Raw genomic sequence first — 23051 nt, 5'->3', positions numbered from 1 at the left:
TACAAGCCTGTCCTGGCGCAATTGTACTTCCCGGAGCAGGGAATCGCGTGGTCAATACCGGGAAGCCGAGCCGGGTTAAGCGAAAATGGTCCTGATGCACACTTCTCCTCACCCTCAGCCCTACCGTCGGACGATCTTCGCCGCCCTCATGGAAGTCGTGAAGATCGACCTCATCGTCGTCCCCGCCGGATTCGTCGTCGCCATCGCTTTCTGGATCATCGGGCTCGGCTCGCAGCTGCCGTACTCGGCGATTCCCGAATGGGCGTTCGCACTGTGGGCGACGGTGTCAGGACTGAGTGTCTCGACCCTCGGATTCGACTTCTCGCTGGCGCCGAGCCTCGTGACTGTCGGCCTGTGGCTGCTGGTGGCAATGGGGGCCAAACGAGTCGCCCGCAGCACGGCAGCGGACAGCCCGACCGAGAGCGACGAAGATCCCGGCGGATGGTGGGCGCTCATGGGGACGGCTCTGGGCACTTTCGTCGTGGCTTACGCCGGTCCTCTGCTCGTCGTGGCGATCCTGGTCGGCCAGGCCACGGTGACTCCGCTCGGATTCCTTCGGCTCTTCCTCTTCCTCGTCACGGCTGTGGCGTGGGCCTTCATTCGGGTTCGAGGCATCGGTGACATCCCCGGACTGGCTGTGATCGCCGGCGACACCTGGATCGTCGCCGCCCGTCTCGCACGCCGGATGCTGTGGGCCGCTGCGGCACTCGGTGCGATCGTGCTCGTCGTCGGAATCGTGATCCGTTGGAGCGATGTCGCCGGCACCGTGCAGGTCTACAGCTCGCCGGTCGCCGCGGGCATCGGCCTCATCGTCGTTCAGGCGCTCTTCGCCCCGAGCATCGTCTACTCGGCCCTGTCGTGGTCCGCCGGGACGGGGGTGAGCATCGGTGGGGCCGGGGCGAGCTCTGCATTCATCTCCTCCACGGCACCCGTGCCCGATGTGCACGTGCTGAAGCTGCTGGAAGGTGACTATCCGGCGTGGACGGCGGCCGCACCGGCACTTCTCGTGCTGCTCGGCCTGCTGTGCGTCATCCTCGGCCGCGACCGAGCCCGCGACATCGCCGCACAGTCGTGGTTGGGACTGGGGCTTGCGATCGGGATACTGTTCGTCGCACTCGAGGTACTCGCACTGTTCGCCGGTGGGGCCTTGGGTCCGCTGGGTCTGTCCGGATTCGGACCCTCGGCACTGACGTCGGCGCTGGCGATCACGGGGTGGATCGCTGTGGGAATGGCCGCCGGCCTTCTGCTGATCAGACTCTCCGGCCTGCACACCGAGTATTCCGAATTCGATGAGGATGACGAAGAGGACGTGGACTACGAGGACGACAATGCGGGCGGGTTCGACGAGGACGATTCGGAACCGGTCGCCGACGACGTCGTCAGCGAAGACGAACCGCGGTAGACGAAGGAGCCGCCTCGGTGAGGGGGCAGACGTTGACCGGTGACGGGTCGGGCGTGAACCGAGGACATCCTCGGTGAAGGGATCAGCGCTGAATGATCGGGGCCGTCGCCCCGCGGATCACTTGGTGCCGGGCAGGTCGAGATCCTGGCCGGTGACCTGCTTGAACCAGTCACCCAGACCCGACTGATACTCACTCGAGCACGAGAGCTGCGCCTGCTGCGTGATCGCATCGCGCAGACATTCCTCATACTTCGACTGCACCGGCCAGAGGATGACCGAGGACATTGTGGAGAAGATGAGGTAGATGCTGAGCAGACCGCCGAGGATGCCCAAGGACATGTTCCGGCGCTGTTTGGTCTTGACGACGGCGACGATGTACTTCACCGACCAGACGACGGCGGCGATGGCGAAGCCGATGGCGGCGAGCTTGAACGGCAGCTGATACGTGAACGTCAGCACTGAGGCGAGGATCAGCAGTATCAGGACGAGCCCGTGTCGTGCCGGTGCGGCCTGTGCCTCCTCTTCGGGAGTCGGCGCCTTCTTCTCTTCGGTATTCTGCGGTGACGTCACCGGATCAGTTTCTCACAGTCGACTGACAAATGCCTCGGCGGGCCGTGTCCGCACGATGACAGCAGGGCATCGTCCATGTGCTGCAGACGTTAGACTGTGCGGGTGCGCATCGTTCTTCTGGCATCAGGATCCGGTACCCTCACGCAGTCCGTCATCGACGCCTTCGCCGACGGGACCCGCGGAGTCGACATCGTCGCCATCGGGGCCGACTCGGTCACCGCAGGGGTTCTGACCCGAGCCGAACAGCATGAGATTCCCTCCTTCGTCGTCCGGCCCAAGGACTTCGCCGATCGCGACGAGTGGAACCTGGCGCTGAAGGACACGGTGGCCGAGCTCGCCCCGGACTGGGTGGTCTCCGCCGGTTTCATGCGCATCCTCGGTCCCAGCTTCGTCGATGCCTTCCCGTCCCGGATCATCAACACCCACCCGGCTCTGCTGCCGTCGTTCCCGGGCGCACACGGTGTCCGCGACGCGCTCGCCCACGGGGTGAAGCTGACCGGCGGAACCATCCACCTCGTCGACACCGGAGTCGACACCGGACCGATCATCACTCAGTACGCGGTGCCCATCGGCGATGACGACACCGAGGAGACCGTGCACGAGAACATCAAGGCCCGGGAACGCGAAGAGCTCGTGCGCCTGCTGGCACATCTGGCCCACACCGACCTCGTCGTCGACGGTCGACATGTCCGCGGATATGTCGCCTCGGCGATGACCGCCCACTGACCCCGCCGTGAGAAGAACCGACCGGCAACCGAACCTCGAGGAGGATCTGTGACAGGAACCCGCGCGATCAAGAGAGCGCTGATCAGCGTCTACGACAAGACCGGGCTGGAGGAGCTGGCGCGCGGCCTCCACGCCGCCGGAGTCCAGATCGTGTCGACCGGATCCACGGCAGCGAAGATCGCCGAGGCGGGAGCCGCGGTGACGAAGGTCGAAGAGCTCACCGGGTTCCCCGAATGCCTCGAAGGGCGGGTCAAGACCCTTCACCCGCGCGTCCACGCCGGCATCCTCGCCGACTCCCGCAAGTCTGAGCACCTGGAACAGCTGTCCGAACTCGAGATCGAACCCTTCGACCTCGTCGTCGTCAACCTCTACCCGTTCGCCGACACCGTCGCGAGCGGAGCCGGCTTCGACGACTGCATCGAACAGATCGACATCGGCGGACCCTCGATGGTGCGTGCTGCGGCGAAGAACCACCCCACGGTCACCGTCGTGACCGATCCGGCCGACTACTCGGCCGTGCTCGATGCCGCCGCCGGGGACGGTTTCGATGTCGATGCCCGCCGCACCTTCGCCGCCCGCGCCTTCGCCCACACTGCGGCCTACGACTCGGCCGTTGCCTCGTGGTTCGCCTCAGAACTCGCCACCGATGAGAAGGCCGCATTCGCCGGCCTCACCGGAGAGAAGATCGCCGACCTGCGCTACGGAGAGAACCCGCACCAGGCTGCAGCCGTGTACTCCGACGGCACCGTCGGAATCGCGGGTGCGAAACTGCTCGGCGGCAAAGCGATGTCGTACAACAACTACACGGACACCGATGCCGCTATCCGCGCGGCGTTCGACTTCGAGCAGCCGGCTGTCGCCATCATCAAGCACGCGAACCCCTGCGGAATCGCCGTCGGAGAGACCGCTGCCGCAGCGCACAAGGCAGCCCACGAATGCGATCCGCTGTCGGCCTACGGCGGTGTCATTGCCACGAACCGCGAGGTCGATGCAGAGCTTGCAGCATCGATCAAGCCGATCTTCACAGAATGCCTGGCCGCTCCGTCGTTCAGCGCCGAGGCGCTTGAGATCCTCACGACGAAGAAGAACCTGCGACTGCTCGAACTCGGAGACATCGATGTGCCCGCCGCCGAGATCAAGCCGATCAGCGGTGGATTCCTCGTGCAGGACCGCGACGCCTTCCAGGCAGAGGGTGATTCCGTCGAGAACTGGACCCTGGCTGCGGGCCCGGCCGCCGCACCTGAGGTCCTCGCGGATCTCGAATTCGCGTGGAAGGCCGGACGGGCCGTGAAGTCCAATGCGATCCTGCTCGCCAAGGGCGGTGCCTCGGTGGGTGTCGGCATGGGCCAAGTCAACCGCGTCGACTCGGCGAAACTCGCCGTCGAACGCGCCGGAGCCGAACGCGCCACCGGTGCCGTCGCCGCCTCGGACGCCTTCTTCCCGTTCCCCGACGGTCTGCAGATCCTCATCGACGCAGGAGTCACCGCTGTGGTGCAGCCGGGCGGATCGATCCGCGACGATGAGGTCATCGCGGCCGCGGAGGCGGCAGGAATCACGATGTACCTGACCGGGAGCCGCCATTTCTTCCACTGAGATGAAGCGACCTCAACCCCGCCATGCACGGCGGGGGAGAGGACCGATCGCGAAGCGATGGATCTACTGGAAACGGCGATACGCGCATCCCACCCGGCGTGATTGGGTGCTGCTCGGCTGTCTCCTCGGAGTCGCCGCCGCCGCGGCGTGCTCCGTCATCGACTTCCGTCTCGGTGCTGTCGTCCTCGCCGTCGTCCCCGCCGGTCTCGCCGGGTTCCGTGCGATGCCGCCGCCGTGGACCGAGGTGTGGGCGAATCGGTCGAAGGCCGTCGACATCACGACCTGTCTGCTGTTCGCCGGACTGCTGGTCGGGCTGGCGTTCCTCGTGCCGCTCACCCGCTGAGGAGAATGTCTCTGCGAAGTCCTTTATGTGCATTGGCTGAGAAATAGGACGCACAGGTGTCGTCACGTCGGTAACAGTGGCAAGGTGAGTGGCGTCAGAGGTTCGCTTCGAACCTTTTCCGATGAAAGGAGACAGCATGGGACTCGACGATCTTACTAACAAAGCCAAGGACGCCTTGAATAGCGATAAGGGTGAAGAGATCAGCGACCAGGGCCTGGACAAGGCCTCGGACGCAGCCAACAATGTCACCGGTGGAAAGTTCGAAGACCAGATCAATCAGGGTCGCGACGGAGCCGATGACAAGCTCGGCAACGAATGATCTTTAATCCATAGCCTCGTCCGGCATGGATGAGCGCCGAGGAGAATGTGATTCTCCTCGGCGCTTTTTTATGCTCCGGCTAGGGTCAGGCGATATCAGTCATCGGGGTACGGGCGGCATCGCGGCGCCAGCGAACGGCTGGGCACGGTGGGTGCACAGTTCAGCCGTGCACCCACCCAGCAGTCGCCTCAGCTGAGTTTTTCGATCGGGGCGTATCGCAGCAGCAGTCGCTTCGACCCGGCTGAACCGAAGTCGACGACGGCCACGGTCTTGTCTCCGACGCCGTTGACCTCGGTGACGGTGCCGAGTCCGAAGGACTCGTGCGAGACCTTCTCCCCGACCTCGACGGAGATGACCTCACGATTGGGCCGGATCCGATTGGGGAATCCGGCGACCGGCGTCGACGAACTCGCATTCGAGCGCGAGCGGGAGCTGCCGCTGGACGACCGTGAAGACCCGAAGCTTCGTGATCCTCCCGAGTATCCGGACGAATAGCCGCCGGAGCCGAAACCTCCGGAGCCGAAGCCGCCCGAACCGAAACCTCCGGAGAAGCTGCCTGTGTTCTCCCAATTGATGAGGTTCTCCGGGATCTCGGACAGGAACCGGCTCGGCGGATTGTACTGAGGCTGACCCCACATGCTCCGAGTCTCGGCGCGAGTGACGAGCAGACGCTGCCGTGCGCGCGTGAGCCCGACATACGCCAGACGCCGCTCCTCCGACAGCTCCTGCGGATTCTCGAAGGAACGCGAATGCGGGAATCCTCCGTCTTCCAGTCCGGTGAGGAATACCACCGGGAACTCGAGTCCCTTGGCCGTGTGCAGGGTCATCAGCGTGACCTGACCGAGTTCGGCATCGGGGATCTGATCAGTGTCCGAGGCCAGAGCCACCTGTTCGAGGAACTGATCGATGGCGGAGGCTCCGACGCCAGGGGGCGTGGAGGCGTCGGCGGAACCGAGGTCATCACCGTTGGGATCGACCGCCTCGGCGGCGGTTTCGGTTCCTGTGTCTCTGGGTTCCGGGGCGGCGGTCGCCTCGGTGTCGGTGCCGTCGTCTGTGTCGTCCGGGGTCTCCGGCTCGGCAACCGCGGCGGCCTCCCGCGTGGCGACGAAATCCTCGGCCACGGCGACGAGTTCGGCGAGGTTGTCGACACGGGATTCGTCCTGAGGATCGGTGCTCTTCTGCAGCGATTCGAGGTATCCGGACTGTTCGAGGATCGCCTCGATGACCCGCGAGAGCGGGGAGGATTCGGCGGTGGAGCGCAGATCCTGCATGAGGTCGTAGAACTTCTGCACCGAGGTCAGGGCGCGCGAACTCAGGTGAGGGATCTCGTCGAGGCGGCCCAGCGCGGTGAAGAAGCTGATGTTCTCCCGGTCGGCGAAGTCGGCGATGATGCCCTCGGTGCGGTCGCCGATGGAGCGCTTGGGCACATTGAGGATGCGGCGCAGATTGACGTCGTCATCGGGGTTGGCGACGACGCGCAGGTAGGCGAGGGCGTCCTTGATCTCCTTGCGCTCGTAGAAGCGGGTGCCGCCGACGACCTTGTACGGGATTCCGGAACGGACCAGCGCATCTTCGATGGCGCGCGACTGAGCGTTCGTGCGGTAGAACACGGCGAAGTCACCGTAGGTGTACTTCTCCTCGTCGATGAGGTCATCGATGCGGTCGACGATGAACCGGGCTTCACCCTGTTCGTTCTCGGCGACCCAGCCGACGATCTGCTCGCCGGAGCCCTCCGAGGTCCACAGCTTCTTGTCCCGGCGGTCGTCGTTGTTCGCGATCACGGCATTGGCGGCGTCGAGGATGTTCTGCGTCGACCGGTAGTTCTGCTCCAACAGAATGGTGTCCGCGTTCGGGAAGTCCTTCTCGAACTCGACGATGTTGCGCACCGTGGCGCCGCGGAAGGCGTAGATCGACTGGTCGGCGTCGCCGACGACGGTGAGCTCGGCACCCGTCGGCCCTCCTGCGCCGTCACCGGCCAGCGCCTTGATCAGGGCGTACTGTGCGGGGTTCGTGTCCTGGTACTCGTCGACGAGGATATGGCGGAACCGGCGACGGTAGGAATCGGCCACCTCGGGGAAGGCGCCGAAGAGGTGAACGGTCTCCGCGATGAGGTCGTCGAAGTCGAAGGCATTGGCCAGGCGCAGACGGGAGGTGTAGCGCTTGAAGACGTCGGCGAGCACCTCATCGGCGGGATTGTTGGGCCGCGGGATGAAGTCGTCTGGGGTCTGCAGTTCGTTCTTGAGGTTCGAGATCCGGTGCAGGATGGCCCGCGGGGCGTACTTCTTCGTGTCGAGGCCGAGCTCCTTGAGGATCTGGGCGACGAGTCGCTGCGCATCCTGGGCGTCGTAGATCGTGAAATTCGACTTCATGCCCAGCACCTTCGCCTCGCGGCGGAGGATGCGCACACACGAGGAGTGGAAGGTCGAGACCCACATGGCGCGGGAGGCAGGGCCGACGATCGAGGACACGCGTTCGGCCATCTCTTTCGCAGCCTTGTTCGTGAACGTGATCGCCAGGACTTCGCCGGGATGGGCGCGACCGGTCGCCAAAGCGTAGGCGATGCGTCGGGTGAGCACGGTCGTCTTGCCCGATCCGGCCCCGGCGACGATGAGCAGCGGTGATCCCGTATGGATCACGGCCTCGCGCTGCCTGGGGTTGAGTCCGGTGAGGAGTTCGGCCGCCCGGGAGTCGGCGCCGGCGGCATGGTCGGTGTGTTCGGCTGCAGCAGTCATGTCGCCCCCAACGATACCGTCAGCCTCGGGCACGAGCTCACACCCCTCAGAACTACCTGACGGCGGCTCAGCAACCTCGCGCGAGGTTGCTGAGCCGCCGTCAGGTAGCAATTGGGGAGGGTCAGTGGATGAAGACGGCCGCGATGACGTTGATGACCGCGAAGGCCACCACCAGATGGGCCATGGTCGCCGACGGGTTCGCCACCTTCACGCCTGCACCGCCCTCAGCCGGGGCAGAAGCGGCGAAGGCCTTCTGCTTCTTGTTGCCGATGAAGGCGAAGACAGTGACGAGGATCGCCACGACCAGCTTGATGCCGATCTTCATATGGTTGACGTCGCCATCGCCCATCTCGGCGAGACCCACGAGCAGCAGGCCGGTGACCAGCTGCAGATAGGCGCCGTGCAGCATTCCCGGCATGACTTTGGGGGAGCGGATGACGGTGAAATAGCCACCGACGATGATGGCCATACCCAGCAGATGCAGGGTCAGAAGAATCTCGCGTAGAATTTCCATACAGTTAATCGTAGTGGCATGATGGTGTCTCGTGAGCGCGGGCCCCTCTACTGGTGCACGCTGTTCCGCCCTGGTGTAATGGCAGCACGCCGGCCTTTGGAGCCGTGCAGTATAGGTTCGAATCCTATGGGCGGAGCTGGCCCAACCCGACATGCGAAGGATTCAACTATGTCGCAGACTCATCCGACCGCCGTCATCGTTCTGGCAGCGGGCCAAGGCACTCGAATGAAGTCGGCTCTTCCCAAGGTGATGCATCCCATCGGCGGACGCTCCCTGCTCCATCACTCCGTCGCCGCAGCGGCCGGAACCTCTCCCGACCACCTCATCGTCGTCGTCCGCCACGAGCGCGATCAGCTCGTCGCCCACCTCGACTCCCTGCCCGTGTCCTCCCAGCGAACCCTGCTCATCGCCGATCAGGACGAGGTTCCGGGCACCGGCCGCGCCACCGAATGTGCGCTCGCCCAGCTGCCCGAGGACCTCAGCGGAACCGTCGTCGTCACCTACGGCGATGTGCCGCTGCTGACGACGGAGACCATCAACGGCCTCGTCGAGATCCACGAATCCAACGCCAACGCCGTGACCGTCCTGTCCGCCGAGGTGGACGACCCGACCGGATACGGACGCATCGTCCGCGACGCGAACGGTGCCCTGCAGCGCATCGTCGAGCAGAAGGACGCCGGCGAGACCGAACGGGCAATCCGTGAGATCAACTCCGGCATCTACGCCTTCGACGCCGCGGCGCTCAAGGAGGGCCTGGCCTCGCTGACGACCGACAACGCACAGGGTGAGAAGTACCTCACCGACGTCATCGGCCATTCCCGTGAGGCGGGCCGCCCCGTCGCCGCCACCGCCACCGACGACCTGTGGCAGGTCGAGGGCGCGAACGATCGCGTACAGCTGGCGAACCTCGGCAAGGAGCTCAACCGCCGGCAGTGCGAGAAGTTCATGCGTGCCGGTGTCTCCATCATCGACCCCGACACCACGTGGATCGACGTCGACGTGTCCATCGCCGCCGATGCGACGATCCTGCCCGGCACCCAGCTTCTGGGCGCCACCGACATCGGCGCCGGTGCCGTCGTCGGCCCCGACACCACCCTCAAGGACACCGAGGTGGGGGAGAACGCCAAGGTCGTGCGCACCCACGGTGAACTCGCCGTGGTCGGCCCGGGCGCCAACGTCGGACCGTTCGCCTACCTGCGTCCGGGCACCAAGCTCGGTGAGTCCGGAAAGATCGGCACCTTCGTGGAGACGAAGAACGCCGATATCGGCAAGGGTGCGAAGGTGCCCCACCTCTCCTACGTCGGCGATGCGGAGATCGGGGAGGGCTCGAACATCGGAGCCGCCTCGGTGTTCGTCAACTACGACGGCGTCAACAAGCACCGCACCGTCATCGGCAAGCATGCACGCATGGGCTCGGACAATATGTATGTCGCCCCTGTCACCGTGGGCGACGGCGCCTATTCGGGTGCAAGCACGACGGTGCGCAAGGATGTCCCTGCAGGAGCGCTGGCCATCTCGGTGGCCCCACAGCGCAACCTGGAGGGCTGGGTTCAGACAAACCGTCCGGGCACGCCTGCAGCGCAGGCGGCCGAAAACGCATCCGAAGGGGAACGGATCAGTGAATGAGATAACGACGGCGGGCGATAAGAAGCTCGTCTTGGTGAGCGGTCGGGCAAATCCCGAACTCGCCGAGCAAGTCGCGGAGAATCTGGGGACCGAACTCCTCCCCACCGACATCTACAACTTCGCGAACGGCGAGATCTACGTCCGCTACTCCGAGTCAGTGCGCGGCAGCGACGTCTTCGTCCTCCAGTCCCACTGCGCTCCCATCAACGAATGGCTGATGGAGCAGCTGATCATGGTCGACGCCCTCAAGCGTGCCTCGGCCAAGCGCATCACCGTCATCGCACCGTTCTTCCCGTACGCCAGGCAGGACAAGAAGCACCGCGGACGCGAGCCCATCTCCGCCCGCCTCGTGGCCGATCTGTACAAGACCGCCGGCGCCGACCGCATCATCACCGTCGACCTGCACACCGCGCAGATCCAGGGTTACTTCGACGGCCCCGTCGACCACCTCATCGCGATGCCGATCCTCGCCGGCTACGTCAAGGACAAGTACCCCGGCGACCTCGCCGTGGTCTCGCCCGACGCCGGCCGCATCAAGGTCGCGGAGAACTGGTCGAACTCACTGGGCGGAGTGCCGCTGGCCTTCATCCACAAGACCCGTGACATCACCCGACCGAACGAGACCAAGGCCAACCGCGTCGTCGGTGAGGTCGAGGGCCGCACCTGCGTGCTCGTCGACGACATGATCGACACCGGCGGCACCATCGTCCAGGCCGCCGATGCCTGCATGGCCGCCGGCGCCAAGGGCGTCATCGTCGTGTCCACCCACGCCGTGTTCTCCGGTCCGGCCGTCGAACGCCTGTCGAACTCCGTGGCCGAAGAGGTCATCGTCACGAACACTCTGCCGCTGAGCGAGGACAAGATCTTCGACAAGCTCACCGTGCTCTCGATCGCCCCGCTCATCGCTCGTGCCGTGCACGAGGTCTTCGAAGACGGATCGGTCACGAGCCTCTTCGAGGTCTGATCTCGAAGGCTTTGGCCCCGTGATCCGCGCAATCGCGCCGGATCTGATGCGCACCCCGAGTCGATGCGGCTCGGGGTTCGCATCGTCTGGACTGCCGTGAGGTCCTACACTGGAGGCAAGACTTCGGCGAAGGGATCAGGGACGATGTCCTCACACGATTACAACCGGTACCGCGTGGACGTCCCCGGCGGACAGCTGTCCGTGGGAGTGTGGGAGCCGGTGGCGAGCGGCCCCGGGCGTGTGCCCACCGTGTGCGTCATCCACGGCATCACCTCCAACCACCTGTTCTTCGCGGGCCTCGTCTCCGCCCTGCCCGGCGTCCGCGTCATCGGGCCCGACCTGCGCGGACGAGCCGACTCACGCACCCTGCCCGGCCCGTTCGGGATGGCCGCCCACGCCCAGGATGTCACCGCCGTTCTCGATGCCTTCGCCCCGGAGGGCCCGGTCACCCTGGTCGGGCATTCCATGGGCGGGTTCGTCGCCATGACCCTGGCCGGAATGTCGGATGAGCAGAACGTCGACACCGGCGCCGAGGCGGCCCGCCGTTTCCGCGGACCCGTCCTCATCGACGGGGGACTTCCCCTGCCCGTGGGGCAGCCCCACGGAGACGGCCCCGTCGATGACCTCAACGATGAGGACCTCGACACCGATGATCTCATCGCCGCCGTCCTGGGCCCGGCCGCCGAGCGGCTGTCGATGACCTTCGGCAGCGTCGAGGAGTACTTGGCGTTCTTCGCCGCTCACCCCGCTTTCGTCGACGGCCTCGACACCGTGGCGACCGAGAGCTTCGTCTACGATCTGGCGGCCAAGGACGACCATTCGTTCCAACCGTCGACGTCGGTGGAGGCGATGCAGGCCGATTCGGCCGACATGTACACCGGCTCCGCCTACCGTGATGCCCTGGAGACGATCATGGGCAGTGACGATTCCCAGTCCGAAGTGGTCTTCCTCTTCGCCGAGCGCGACCTCGTCGCCGCCGAACCGGGCCTGTACCCGCCGGAGACGACCAGCGACTTCGCTCGGCAATGGCCGCAGATGGACATCGTCGATGTGCAGGGGACGAACCACTACGACATCCTCCTCACCGAAACCGGAATCGATGCGTGCGCTGCTGCCGTGACCTCTCGGATTGGTGCCGAAACGGACGGTGCCGTAGAATAGTCGGGTTGCCTCGGCGAGGGAGACTGATGTCTCCGTGATCGACGCGGTCCTGCCCCACGAAACGAACCCAGAGGGTTCGTGATTCGCGTGGGTGCTCAGGCTGTTTCGCCGTGGTGCTCGAAGGTAAGTTCACCACGAAGGAGAGAAAATGGCTGACTTCAAACTTCTGGCCGAAGCTCGCAACGAGTTCGGCAAGGGCGCAGCGCGCCGCATCCGCCGCGCGGGACGCATCCCCGCTGTCATCTACGGCCACGGCGGAGACCCCGTGCACGTGTCCCTCGAGGGCCACGCCACTATGCTGGCTCTCAAGCACGCCAACGCGCTGCTCGAGATCGAAAGCACCGACGGATCGAAGAACGTCCTCGCCATTGCGCGCGACGTCCAGATCGAGCCCGTCCGTCGTGATATCGAGCACCTCGACCTCATCATCGTCAAGCGCGGCGAGAAGATCGAGGTCGACGTTCCCGTCCACGTCATCGGTGAAGCCGCACCCGGCACCATGGTGTCGCAGGAAGAGTCGACCATCGCCGTCAAGGCCGATGCGACCAAGCTGCCCGAGCTCATCGAGGTCTCCATCGAAGGCCGTCCCGCCGGCGAACACGTCCTGGCCGGTCAGGTCGAACTGCCTGCAGGCGTCGAGCTCATCGCCGACGAAGAGCAGCTCATCGTCAACGTCTCCGAAGAGATCGAGATGGACACCGAGTCCGACGCCGAGGAAGAGACTGCTGAAGAGTCGACCGAGGAAGAGGCCGCTGAGGAGTCCGGTGAGGAAGAGGCTTCCGAGGAGGAGTGATCTTCTCTCCTGACGGCACTCAACGTGCCGTGAGGAGCACTGACTGACTACGCTGTTCGGTGGGTCGCCTGTAGGGCGGCCCACCGAATGCGTTTCTCAAGCGAGAACCCGGCACGTGTCTCGCCCGGCGGCGAGCAGAAACTTCACCACCCGGTCAGCGGGCAAGGACAGGACGGACAAGGACGGCAATGTCGAACGAAGCATGGTTGGTCTTCGGACTGGGCAATCCCGGACCCAAGTACGAAACGACACGGCACAACATCGGACAGATGGTCGTCGCCGAACTCGCCTCCCGCATCGGAACCACGCTGACGCGGACGAAGCTGCGCGCGAACGTCGGCACCGGGCGGCTGTCTGGTGGCAGCGTCCCGGGACTGCCCGGTCCGCGGGTGGTGTTGGCCACCTCGACGGGATATATGAACGAATCCGGCGGACCGGTGCGCGCGCTGGCCGACTTCTACGGAATCGCCACCGACCGGATCATCGCCGTCCACGACGATGTCGATATCCCCTTCGACGCCATCAAAGCCAAGCTCGGCGGGGGAGAGGGCGGGCACAACGGTCTGCGTTCGATGACCTCGGTGCTGGGGACGAAGGACTATCTGCGGGTGCGAGCGGGAGTCGGACGCCCTCCGGGGAGACAGGACACCGCCGATTATGTGCTGCGCCCGTTCTCGAAGGACGAACGCACGACGCTGCCGATGTTCGTCTCCGACCTCGCCGATGCCGTCGAAGAGCTCATCGCCAAGGGGCTCACCGATATGCAGCAGAAGTTCCACTCCCGCTGATCAGGCAGCGGGCGCTGCCCGGGACTCAGGCGGACTTCTGTGTCTCCGGGCGGCGGTGCAGCCACCATGCGGCGAAGATGCCGCCGGCGAATCCGAACAGGTGGCCCTGCCAGGAGATGTCATTGGTCTGCGGCAGCATGCCGAAGATCATCGATGCTCCGTAGGTGACGAAGATGAACAAACCGATGGCGAAGTAGATGATCTTGCGCAGCAGGTCATCGGTGAACCAGGTGCGCAGCGCGAGGTAGCCGAAGAATCCGAAGACGATGCCCGACGCACCGACGATGTGCTGGCCTGGCAGTGTGGTCAGCCACGCCCCGAACCCGGAGCTCAGCGCGGTGATGCCCGTGACTGTCCAGAAACGCCGCTTGCCTTCGAAGGCAATGACGATGCCGAGGACGAGGAATGGGAAGGTATTGGCCAGGAGATGGCCGAATCCCGAATGCAGCAGCGGCGAGGTGACAAGGCCGTAGAGCGAGAGCGGATTCCATGACTGCAGACTGAAGACGTCGAGGTCGACCGGGAGGATCGTATCGACGATCTCGATGACCCACATGACGGCCAGGACGATCAGCACCGGAGCGAACCGGGAGAGCAGATGCGGCCGGTCGACGGTGGTGTTCAGGTGTGCAACCGGGGGATTCGCGGAACGGCCGGAGCGGGGAGATCCGGAGTCGGTGGAGTCGGGGCCGAAGAGGAGTCGGGATTCCTCGGCGGAGAAACGGGGGGAGTGGTCGGTCATGCTCCAATTGTGGGCGATGAAGATTGGAGAACCCCGAACATCCGGGGCCCCAGAACAATCGTGATCGTTCCGTTAGCCCCGTCATCGCCTCGAAATATTCTGCGCCGGGACCGAACTACTTGCTTTGGGATTCCGCTCTGGTCGACCCGAGTGACTTGCCGTCGGCGTCGAGAGCTTCGACGACGATCGTCGAACCGTTCGGGGTGATGTCCGCCGCCGTCTCGAAGCCGGTGCGCTCGACCTCGGTGTTCTCGACGAGGTGCTCCTCGTCGTCACCGCTGAGCACCCTCCATGAAGCCACCTCGGTGGCACCGTTCCAACTCATGTGCACCCGAGTGATGTCGGCCTGCGGCTGCGACTTCGTGGCGGTCGGGGGAGCGGTCGGCTGGGCATGCCAGTCGAAGCGATAGGCCCGGTAGTTCGAGCCGCCGGTGAAGGTGAGGTCGGCGAGCAGCTTCCCGTCCTTGGAGAACTCGGAGACGTAGGGCTCCGAACCCCAGCCGAGGACGACGTTGCCGTTGGGCAGCTCCTGGAAGTTGCCCTGACTGCCCGACGAACGGTCGTCGGGGGCGGGATACTCCGTGACCACCTCGGCGCGTTTCTTCTTCTCATCGACGTCGAGGCGCAGACCGCGGGTGTCACCGAGTCGAGGCGCCGCATGATTGTCGAACAGGGTCAGCGTGCCATCGGAGCGGCGCTGGGCATCGTGCTGCCAGGCGAACTGTGCGCCCTCGCCCATCTCGAAGTCCGAGGCCTTGCCGCCGAGGACCCAATTGAGATCGGCACTCTTCCGGTCGAGCTGGTACACCGCATGGGTATTGCGCGCCGAGACGAGGAGGGCCCTGCCGTCGTCGTCCTCGGACACGGAGTTGAGGTGGATGTAGTCGAAGGGCTCGTCCTTCGTGCCCTCACCCTCCTTGAGCTCCGTCTCGGTCTGGTCGATGGGCACGGCGTCGAGGGAGTGCCATTCGAACAGGGGATCACCGGTTGCGATGTCGACTTCCTGGACGATGCCCTCCCAGGCCCAGCCGTCCTCGTCTCCGCCGACTGAGCTGAGATCCGTCTGCGTCTTCACATAGGAGATGAGGAACATGGTGTCATCGGCGGTGATCGTCGTCTCGTGCAGGTCGGAGGTGTCCTTGGGGAGCTCCCCGCCCATGCCCACGCGGGCGATCTCCTGGTACGAGGAGTCGAGGACGACGACCTCACCGGCGGTGTGCGGGGTCTCGGCCAGTCCCTCCCACCAGGTGAGCACCGGTTTCCCCTGATATTCCTGGACGCGCAGGTCCCACAGAGCCTCGGCGTCGTCTCTGATCCACACCGGGTCCCCAGCGGAGTCGAGGATGAGGCCGCCCACCCAGGACTTGTCGTCGGTCTGCGTCTGTCCCTTCGGGGCGAGGAAGGTCTCCAGGTCGCCGTTGTCGTCGGGGAAGGCCCCGGAGTCGATATCGACCTTCGGCGGGGCGAGTTCGGGGCGGGAATGGAAGTCCCACCGTTCGGCGACTGCGATGTCGTCATCGGCATCGGCCGTGCACCCTGCGAGCAGGAGCGTCGCCGCAGCCAAACCTGCAAGGACGGTTCTCTTCATGGCCATATGCTCATCCTCACACGTTTTCGACTCCCGTGCTCCTCTGGCTCATCGGAACCGAGCACCGAATGGGTCGTGTCAGCCGCGTGGCCTAGACTGTTCGGGTGCTCAACGGACTCGATCTCACCCGCCGGAATCCCACCATCACCGAACTCGTCGCGGCCTTCAACGACGCGAACACCGACGGTGGCACGATCGATGCGATCAAGGGACTGTGGCCGTCGATCCTGCGCCGCACTGTCACCACCGATGGTGCCGCCTCGGCGCCTCAGCTCATCGTCACCGCCACGACACGTGAGGCCGAAGACCTCGCTCAGGCGCTGGCCGACTGGGTGCCGTCGGCGTCGATCGCGATCTTCCCCAGCTGGGAGACCCTGCCGCACGAGAAGCTGTCGCCGCGGTCGGACACCGTCGGCCAGCGTCTCGAGGTGCTGCGTCGCCTCGCCCACCCCACTCCCGGCCGGGAACTGACCTTCATCATCGCGCCCGTGCGCGCCTTCCTCCAGCCCCTGGCCAAGGGGCTCGGCGACATCGAACCGGTCGAGCTCGCCGTCGGCGACGAATACGAGATCGACGACCTCGCCGAACGACTCACCGAACTCGCCTACTCCCGAGTCGACATGGTCTCCAGACGCGGCGAATTCGCTGTGCGCGGCGGAATCGTCGATATCTTCCCGGCCACCTCGGAGCGAGCGCTGCGTGTGGAGTTCTTCGGCGATGAGGTCGACGAGATCCGCGAATTCTCCGTCAGCGACCAACGCTCCATCCCCACCGACGACGGTGACGAACCCCTGCGACTGTCGGCACCGCCGTGCCGGGAGCTGCTCCTGACCGATTCGGTGCGGAAGCGGGCCGCGGAACTCGCCGAGGATGTGCCCAGCGCCGCAGATATGCTCGACAAGATCGCCGGCGGAGTCGCCGTCGAAGGGATGGAATCGCTCTCCGCCGTCCTCGCCGACGGAATGGAGCCGATGATCGCTCTGCTGCCGGCCGGATCGAAGATCATCATCACCGAACCCGAACGCGTCGACGCCCGTGCCGCGGACCTCGTGGAGACGACGAACGAATTCCTCGAGGCCGCCTGGACCGGAGCAGCCGGCGGGGGAGAGACCCCGATCGACCTGTCTGCCGCCAGCTTCCGCACCGTGGCCGAGATGGCCGAAGGCGCTCGTCTCATCGGCCTGGCCTGGTGGGAGATCGGCGGATTCGCCACCGACGAGGAGCTCGCCGGTCCCGAGGAGAACATCTTCTCCGTCCCTGCCCGCATCCCGAAGGGCTATGCCGGAGACGTCGAGGCGATCCTCGCCGACGTCAAGGCACTCATCCACGACAAGTGGCGCATCCTCGTGCTCACCGAAGGCCAGGGCCCGGGCCGACGCATGGTCGAGGTGTTCTCCGAAGCCGGAGTGCCCGCCTCCTTCGTCGACGACCCGACCGATCTGCCCGAAGCCCTGGTGACCGTGACGACGGCCGCGTCCTTCGGCGGCTTCGTCTTCGACGATCTCAAACTCGCCGTGCTCACCGAGGCGGATGTGCTCGGTCGGGCTGCGGCCACCTCGACGCGGGATATGCGCAAGCTGCCTACCCGTCGTCGACGCAACCAGGTGGACCCGCTCAACCTGGCTCCCGGCGACTACGTCGTCCACGACCAGCACGGCGTCGGACGATTCGTCGAAATGACCCAGCGGACCACAGGGCGAGGTGCGAACAAGCACACCCGCGAATACCTCATCATCGAATACGCGCCCGCCAAACGCGGACAGCCCGGTGACCGCCTCTACGTTCCCAGCGATGCTCTCGACCAGGTCACCCGCTATGTCGGCGGGGAGAGCCCGAACCTCAACAAGATGGGCGGCGCCGACTGGCAGACGACGAAGGCGAAGGCCCGCAAGGCCGTCAAGGAGATCGCCGGGGAACTCATCCGACTGTATTCGGCCCGTCAGGCCACCGTCGGCCACGCCTACGGACCGGACACCCCCTGGCAGCGCGAACTCGAAGACGCCTTCCACTATGTCGAGACCGCCGATCAGCTGACCACCATCGACGAGGTCAAGTCGGACATGGAGAAGACCGTGCCGATGGACCGTCTGATCTGCGGCGACGTGGGCTACGGGAAGACGGAGATCGCGGTCCGTGCCGCATTCAAGGCGATCCAGGACGGCAAACAGGTCGCCGTGCTCGTGCCGACCACTCTGCTCGTCCAACAGCACTATGAGACCTTCGCCGAACGCTACTCGGGATTCCCCGTCACCATCGGCGCCCTCTCCCGGTTCCAGACCAAGCAGGAATCGGAGAAGGTCAAGGAGGATCTGGCCGCCGGCAAACTCGACCTCGTCATCGGCACCCACCGACTGCTCAGCGGCGAAGTGCGTTTCAAGGAACTCGGACTCGTCATCATCGACGAGGAGCAGCGCTTCGGCGTCGAACACAAGGAGACGCTCAAGGCACTGCGGACGAACGTCGACGTCCTCGCCATGTCGGCGACCCCGATCCCGCGCACCCTGGAGATGGCGGTGACCGGCATCCGTGAGATGTCGACCCTGGCCACACCGCCGGAGGAGCGGCACCCGGTGCTGACCTATGTCGGCAAACGCGAAGACAAGCAGATCAGGGCCGCGATCCGACGCGAGCTCATGCGCGAAGGCCAGGTCTTCTACATCCACAACAGGGTCCGCGATATCGAAGCCGTCGCCGGACACATCGCCGAAATGGTGCCCGAGGCGCGAATCGCCATCGCCCACGGAAAGATGAACGAGACCCGACTCGAACAGGTCATCGTCGACTTCTGGGAGAAGAAGTACGACGTGCTCGTGTGCACGACGATCGTCGAAACAGGAATCGACATCGCCAATGCGAACACGCTGATCATCGACAACGCCGACAAATACGGGCTCTCCCAGCTGCATCAGCTGCGCGGACGCGTGGGACGTGGACGCGAACGCGCCTACGCCTACTTCCTCTACCCGCCGGACACTCAGCTGACCGAGACCGCACACGACCGTCTGACGACCCTGGCCGCGCATACCGAACTGGGTGCCGGAATGCAGGTGGCGATGAAGGACCTCGAGATCCGCGGGGCCGGCAATCTGCTCGGCGGTCAGCAGTCCGGCCATATCGAAGGCGTCGGCTTCGACCTCTATGTCCGACTCGTCGGTGAAGCCGTGGCGAAGTTCCGCGGCGAGGAGACCGAACCCGAGGCTGACATGCGCATCGAACTGCCCGTCGATGCTCACCTGCCGGCCGACTATGTCGACCACGAACGACTGCGTCTCGAGGCCTACCGAAAGCTGGCCGCGGCGACCGACGAAGCACAGCTGCAGGAAGTCCTCGACGAACTCATCGACCGCTACGGCCCCTATCCGGAACCCGTCGGTGTCCTCGCCGATGTCGCCAGGCTGCGCATCCGCGCCCGTGCCTCCGGGGTCAACGACATCGTCATGCAGGGCAACTTCATCCGCTTCGGACCCGTCGAACTCTCCGACTCCCAGGTGGTCAGGCTCAAGCGTCTGTATCCGAAGTCTCTGCTCAAACCGGCACTGCGCTCGGTCCTCGTCCCGAAACCGATGGCGGGCACCGGATTCGACTCCAAGGAGATGACCGATTCGGACATCCTGCGGTGGGCACATCAGTTCCTCGACGCCATCCTGCCTGTTGTCGCGTCCGAAGCCACCGAGGTCAAGGAAGCCGGTGTCGAGAAGAACGGTTGAGAACTCTCCGACTGTTCTTCGCCGACCGGCCCACGAGCCGAGACTGTGGCGTAGAGTGCGAAGCGCGGAGGCATCCGCAGCAAGTGCATTTCGCTCAGCCGTCTGCGAAGGAGAATCACCATGGGTGTTGACGACAAGTTCGAGAACAAGGCCGAGGACCTCGGCGGTCGGGCCAAGGAGACCATCGGCGATGTGACCGGTGACGACGAGCTCAAGGCCCAAGGCGCCACCGATCAGCTCAAGGCCAAGGCCAAGGATGTCGGCGAGTCGGTCAAAGACTTCGGCGCATCGGTCAAGGACAAATTCTCGAAGTGATCGACGAATCGGCCCTCACCGCTTGTGGTGAGGGTCTTTCGTGCCGACAGGAGGGTGATTCGTGGGGGATCGTGACGGGCAGGAGTCGGTCGACCAGGGTGCAGTCGGACCGGGCGCGGGCCAGGCCGCACCAGAACTGCAGCCGGTGATCGAAGCCATGGCGACTCTGCGGCGACGCTGCCCCTGGTCGAGCCGGCAAGATCATCAGAGCCTCGAGAAATACGCACGGGAAGAGACCGACGAACTCATCGTCGCCCTCGAGGATTTCACCTCAGAACCCAGTGCTGAGAACCGGGCGGCCGTCGTCGAAGAGCTCGGCGACGTGTTCTACCAAGTGCTCTTCCACTCCGCCCTGCTTGATGAAAGCAGCGGGCAAGCCTACGGCCACAGCCTCGGCGCCATCATCGATGGCCTCGAGGCCAAGCTCATCCGCCGTCACCCCCTGGCCTTCACCGACGATCCCGGGGAGGAGATGGCATCTCTGGAAGACGTCGAACGCGAATACCGACGGATCAAAGCAGAAGAGAAGGCCGCGGTGCGGGGCGAGGATGGAACCCGATGAGTCTGGAGAGGCTCGAGATCGAAGGCACGTTCAACTTCCGTGACCTCGGCGGGCCCGCCACCGAGGCGGGGGAGAGCCGAGTGCGATCCGGGAAGGTGTTCCGCGCCGACGGTCTGGCGCACCTGAGCGATCGGGCGCGTGCCGAAATCGGCGAACTCGGCATCGGCACGGTCATCGATCTGCGCGATATCGGCGAGAGGGCGAAGCTGCCCGATGCGCTCGACGGCCTCGACATCCGACATATCGAGCTGCCCGTCTTCGACGACCATTTCTTCCCCAGCAGACCATTGAGCAGGGAAGAGATGAAGGCCGCCGCCGAGGCGACAGGAATGGATCTCAGTGACCGGAGCCTCAGCCGCATCTACGACCTCATGATCACGCACTTCGGCCACCGGCTGGCCGCCGCCGTCGACCTGATCGCCGATCACTGCAGCGAGGGCGTGGTGTTCCACTGCTCTGCCGGGAAGGATCGCACCGGAGTGATCGGAGCGTTCCTGCTCGACCTCCTCGGCGTGGGCCGACAGGAGATCGTCGACGAATATGCGATCACTTCCACCCACCTGTCCGGGGGTTTCCTCGAGGCGATCACCAGGAACTTCTCCGATGCCGGGATCTCCGGCAACCTCGCCGCGACCGCCACCGCTGCTCCTCCCGCACTCATGCACGAGGTCCTCGATCGGATCGAGGCCGAGCACGGGACCGCCTCGGCGAAGGTCGGGGGACAGCCAGGGGGAGTGGAGGCCTATCTGCTCGCGCACGGGATGGACCCGGCGACGCCCGAGCGACTGCGGCAATGCCTGCTCGAATCCGAGTCCAACCGGGGCTCGGACCGAGGGTGAGCCTGGGCGCGCGGTGCATTAAGCTGTCCTGCAGGCACATGTTCCCCATGTGAAACCAAACGCTAAGGAGTACTCAGTGGCCGAGATCGTTGCCGCAAATGCCCGTGAAATCCTGGATTCCCGGGGAAATCCCACCGTCGAGGTGGAAGTGCTGTTGGCCGATGAGTCCGTCGGTCGCGCCGGCGTTCCCTCCGGTGCCTCCACCGGAGAATTCGAAGCCGTGGAGCTGCGCGACGGAGATCCCGAGCGCTACCTGGGCAAAGGCGTCACCCAGGCTGTCGACGCTGTCGTCGACGAAATCCACGAAGTCATCGTCGGGCTCGAAAGCGACGATCAGCGTCTCGTCGACCAGGCGCTCATCGAACTCGACGGCACCGACAACAAGTCCCGCATCGGCGCGAACGCGATGCTCGGCACCTCGCTGGCCGTGGCCCGCGCAGCAGCGGTCTCGGCGGATCTGCCCCTCTACCGCTACCTCGGCGGACCGAATGCGCACGTCATGCCCGTGCCGATGATGAACATCCTCAACGGCGGATCCCATGCCGACTCGAACGTCGACATCCAGGAATTCATGATCGCCCCGATCGGCGCCGCCAGCTTCCACGAAGCACTGCAGTGGAGCGTCGAGGTCTACCACGCGCTCAAGGGCGTGCTCAAGGAACGCGGACTCTCGACCGGACTCGGCGATGAGGGCGGATTCGCTCCGAACCTCGACTCGAACGCCGCGGCGCTCGACCTCATCATCGAGGCCATCGACATCGCCGGGCACCGACCCGGACGCGACATCGCCGTCGCCCTCGACGTGGCGTCCTCGGAGTTCTACACCGACGGAGCCTACGAGTTCGAAGGCAGCAAGAAGACCGCCGAGGAGATGGCCGCCTACTACGAAGAGCTGCTGGCCAAGTACCCGCTCGTGTCGATCGAGGACCCCCTCGATGAGAACGACTGGGACGGCTGGGCGACCCTGACGGAGACGATCGGTTCGAAGGTGCAGCTCGTCGGCGACGATCTGTTCGTGACCAACCCCGAGCGTCTGCAGCGAGGAATCGACAACGCCACGGCGAACTCGCTGCTGGTCAAGGTCAACCAGATCGGCACCCTGACCGAGACTCTCGACGCTGTGTCCCTGGCGCAGACGAACGGCTACACCACGATGATCTCGCACCGTTCCGGCGAAACCGAGGACACGACCATCGCCGACCTGGCCGTGGCGACCAATGCCGGTCAGATCAAGGCCGGTGCCCCGGCACGTTCGGAGCGCGTGGCGAAGTACAACCAGTTGCTGCGCATCGAAGAGCAGCTCGGCGATGCCGCACGCTACGCGGGCCGCAGCGCCTTCCCGCGCTTCGAAGCCTGAGGCCAGCAGGGTCCTGAACTCCCCTAGGCGGGGCCGGGCGATCACAACGATCGCCCGGCCCCGCCTCGGTGTTTCCCGGTTCGGCTGTTCCCTCATCCAGGCTTCTCGCTTCGAGTCTTCCCGCCGTCGGGTCTTCGTCCATCCGGGGCTGCACTTCTCACCGCGAAGTCTCCTCATTGCGACGATTCTCCGCTGCAGGGCCCGGCTCTCCGCGCCACCATCTGTCACCGGTGGTCTCATATCCGCCGCTTGGGGGCTAAGTCACGCGTTCCTCGCAAATGGCACCGGTGCACCACTCTGACGAGTCACTGCGGGTGAGGGGCGGCCGAGCACCTGTAGGAATTGCCAGCAACGGTGCAGGATGAAACTCTCCGCAACGCGCCCTTTACGCCCAAATGCCTGACGCAAAG

The 23051-nt window shown here is 65.0% G+C and carries 20 protein-coding genes and 1 tRNA gene; 16 read left to right on the top strand and 5 right to left on the bottom strand.

What is annotated here, in order from left to right; translation table 11 throughout:
• The first annotated feature begins 94 nt into the window (after positions 1-94).
• Positions 95-1402 (top strand): DUF6350 family protein, encoded by a 1308-nt coding sequence (locus tag SB749_RS11670; RefSeq protein WP_410710479.1) that lies wholly within the window; start codon positions 95-97, stop codon positions 1400-1402.
• Between the two features lie 117 nt (positions 1403-1519).
• Here the strand turns inward: SB749_RS11670 and SB749_RS11665 are convergent, their stop codons facing one another.
• On the bottom strand, positions 1520-1972 hold the full coding sequence (locus SB749_RS11665; RefSeq protein WP_101545186.1) for a hypothetical protein: 453 nt from the start codon (positions 1970-1972) through the stop codon (positions 1520-1522).
• Between the two features lie 102 nt (positions 1973-2074).
• On the opposite strand from SB749_RS11665, the gene purN reads away from it, so the two are divergent.
• From purN to SB749_RS11645, 4 genes are all read left to right on the top strand, one after another.
• A complete protein-coding gene (gene purN, locus SB749_RS11660) occupies positions 2075-2698 on the top strand; it encodes a phosphoribosylglycinamide formyltransferase (protein WP_410710478.1) in 624 nt (207 codons plus the stop codon).
• Between the two features lie 48 nt (positions 2699-2746).
• Positions 2747-4291 carry a bifunctional phosphoribosylaminoimidazolecarboxamide formyltransferase/IMP cyclohydrolase gene (purH, locus tag SB749_RS11655; RefSeq protein ID WP_410710477.1) on the top strand — a complete coding sequence of 515 codons (1545 nt, stop codon included), beginning with the start codon at positions 2747-2749 and terminating at the stop codon, positions 4289-4291.
• 1 nt (position 4292) lies between these two features.
• Positions 4293-4634 (top strand): hypothetical protein, encoded by a 342-nt coding sequence (locus tag SB749_RS11650; protein ID WP_410710476.1) that lies wholly within the window; start codon positions 4293-4295, stop codon positions 4632-4634.
• 136 nt (positions 4635-4770) lie between these two features.
• Positions 4771-4953, top strand: coding sequence for an antitoxin (locus SB749_RS11645; protein ID WP_139469677.1), 183 nt, complete (start codon positions 4771-4773; stop codon positions 4951-4953).
• Positions 4954-5141: 188 nt separating this feature from the next.
• Here the strand turns inward: SB749_RS11645 and SB749_RS11640 are convergent, their stop codons facing one another.
• Both SB749_RS11640 and SB749_RS11635 read right to left on the bottom strand, forming a co-directional pair.
• Positions 5142-7685, bottom strand: a complete 2544-nt coding sequence (locus SB749_RS11640) for a UvrD-helicase domain-containing protein (RefSeq protein WP_410710475.1) — start codon at positions 7683-7685, stop codon at positions 5142-5144.
• Positions 7686-7806: 121 nt separating this feature from the next.
• Entirely contained in the window at positions 7807-8199 is a 393-nt protein-coding gene (locus SB749_RS11635; RefSeq protein ID WP_410710474.1) for a hypothetical protein, read from the bottom strand.
• A 64-nt stretch (positions 8200-8263) separates the two neighbouring features.
• On the opposite strand from SB749_RS11635, the gene SB749_RS11630 reads away from it, so the two are divergent.
• The 6 genes from SB749_RS11630 to pth all read left to right on the top strand — a co-directional run bounded on the left by SB749_RS11630 (position 8264) and on the right by pth (position 13531).
• Positions 8264-8335 (top strand) — tRNA-Gln (locus tag SB749_RS11630).
• Positions 8336-8367: 32 nt separating this feature from the next.
• The gene (gene glmU / locus SB749_RS11625) at positions 8368-9825 is read left to right on the top strand and encodes a bifunctional UDP-N-acetylglucosamine diphosphorylase/glucosamine-1-phosphate N-acetyltransferase GlmU (RefSeq protein WP_410710473.1); all 1458 of its coding nucleotides are present in this window, start codon (positions 8368-8370) and stop codon (positions 9823-9825) included.
• Positions 9818-10789 carry a ribose-phosphate diphosphokinase gene (locus SB749_RS11620; protein ID WP_025777652.1) on the top strand — a complete coding sequence of 324 codons (972 nt, stop codon included), beginning with the start codon at positions 9818-9820 and terminating at the stop codon, positions 10787-10789. Before glmU ends, SB749_RS11620 begins: the two co-directional genes overlap by 8 nt.
• 144 nt (positions 10790-10933) lie before the next feature.
• Positions 10934-11950 (top strand): alpha/beta fold hydrolase, encoded by a 1017-nt coding sequence (locus SB749_RS11615; RefSeq protein WP_410710472.1) that lies wholly within the window; start codon positions 10934-10936, stop codon positions 11948-11950.
• Between the two features lie 148 nt (positions 11951-12098).
• Positions 12099-12743, top strand: a complete 645-nt coding sequence (locus SB749_RS11610) for a 50S ribosomal protein L25/general stress protein Ctc (protein WP_410710471.1) — start codon at positions 12099-12101, stop codon at positions 12741-12743.
• A gap of 188 nt (positions 12744-12931) precedes the next feature.
• On the top strand, positions 12932-13531 hold the full coding sequence (gene pth, locus SB749_RS11605; RefSeq protein ID WP_410710470.1) for an aminoacyl-tRNA hydrolase: 600 nt from the start codon (positions 12932-12934) through the stop codon (positions 13529-13531).
• A 25-nt stretch (positions 13532-13556) separates the two neighbouring features.
• Here pth and SB749_RS11600 read toward each other — a convergent pair whose 3' ends face one another.
• On the bottom strand, positions 13557-14273 hold the full coding sequence (locus SB749_RS11600) for a rhomboid family intramembrane serine protease (RefSeq protein ID WP_410710469.1): 717 nt from the start codon (positions 14271-14273) through the stop codon (positions 13557-13559).
• 115 nt (positions 14274-14388) lie between these two features.
• Complete coding sequence (locus tag SB749_RS11595; RefSeq protein WP_410710468.1) at positions 14389-15867, bottom strand: arylsulfotransferase family protein; 1479 nt, start codon at positions 15865-15867, stop codon at positions 14389-14391.
• A 98-nt stretch (positions 15868-15965) separates the two neighbouring features.
• Between SB749_RS11595 and mfd the strand changes: the two genes are divergently transcribed.
• The 5 genes from mfd to eno all read left to right on the top strand — a co-directional run bounded on the left by mfd (position 15966) and on the right by eno (position 22641).
• A complete protein-coding gene (mfd, locus tag SB749_RS11590; protein ID WP_410710467.1) occupies positions 15966-19568 on the top strand; it encodes a transcription-repair coupling factor in 3603 nt (1200 codons plus the stop codon).
• A 120-nt stretch (positions 19569-19688) separates the two neighbouring features.
• Positions 19689-19883 carry a CsbD family protein gene (locus SB749_RS11585; RefSeq protein ID WP_410710466.1) on the top strand — a complete coding sequence of 65 codons (195 nt, stop codon included), beginning with the start codon at positions 19689-19691 and terminating at the stop codon, positions 19881-19883.
• 61 nt (positions 19884-19944) lie between these two features.
• Positions 19945-20445: a MazG nucleotide pyrophosphohydrolase domain-containing protein gene (locus tag SB749_RS11580; RefSeq protein WP_410710465.1), complete on the top strand. Its 501-nt coding sequence runs from the start codon at positions 19945-19947 to the stop codon at positions 20443-20445.
• Positions 20442-21284, top strand: coding sequence for a tyrosine-protein phosphatase (locus tag SB749_RS11575; RefSeq protein WP_410710464.1), 843 nt, complete (start codon positions 20442-20444; stop codon positions 21282-21284). The genes SB749_RS11580 and SB749_RS11575 overlap by 4 nt, the downstream gene beginning before the upstream one ends.
• Before the next feature lie 76 nt (positions 21285-21360).
• Complete coding sequence (gene eno / locus SB749_RS11570; protein ID WP_264801084.1) at positions 21361-22641, top strand: phosphopyruvate hydratase; 1281 nt, start codon at positions 21361-21363, stop codon at positions 22639-22641.
• The last annotated feature ends 410 nt before the right edge of the window (positions 22642-23051 follow it).

This window comes from Brevibacterium sp. SIMBA_078 (genome assembly GCF_046534565.1).
Taxonomy (GTDB): domain Bacteria; phylum Actinomycetota; class Actinomycetes; order Actinomycetales; family Brevibacteriaceae; genus Brevibacterium.
The sequence above is the reverse complement of the archived record's forward strand: the minus strand, read 5'-3'. Positions and strand labels throughout refer to the sequence as shown.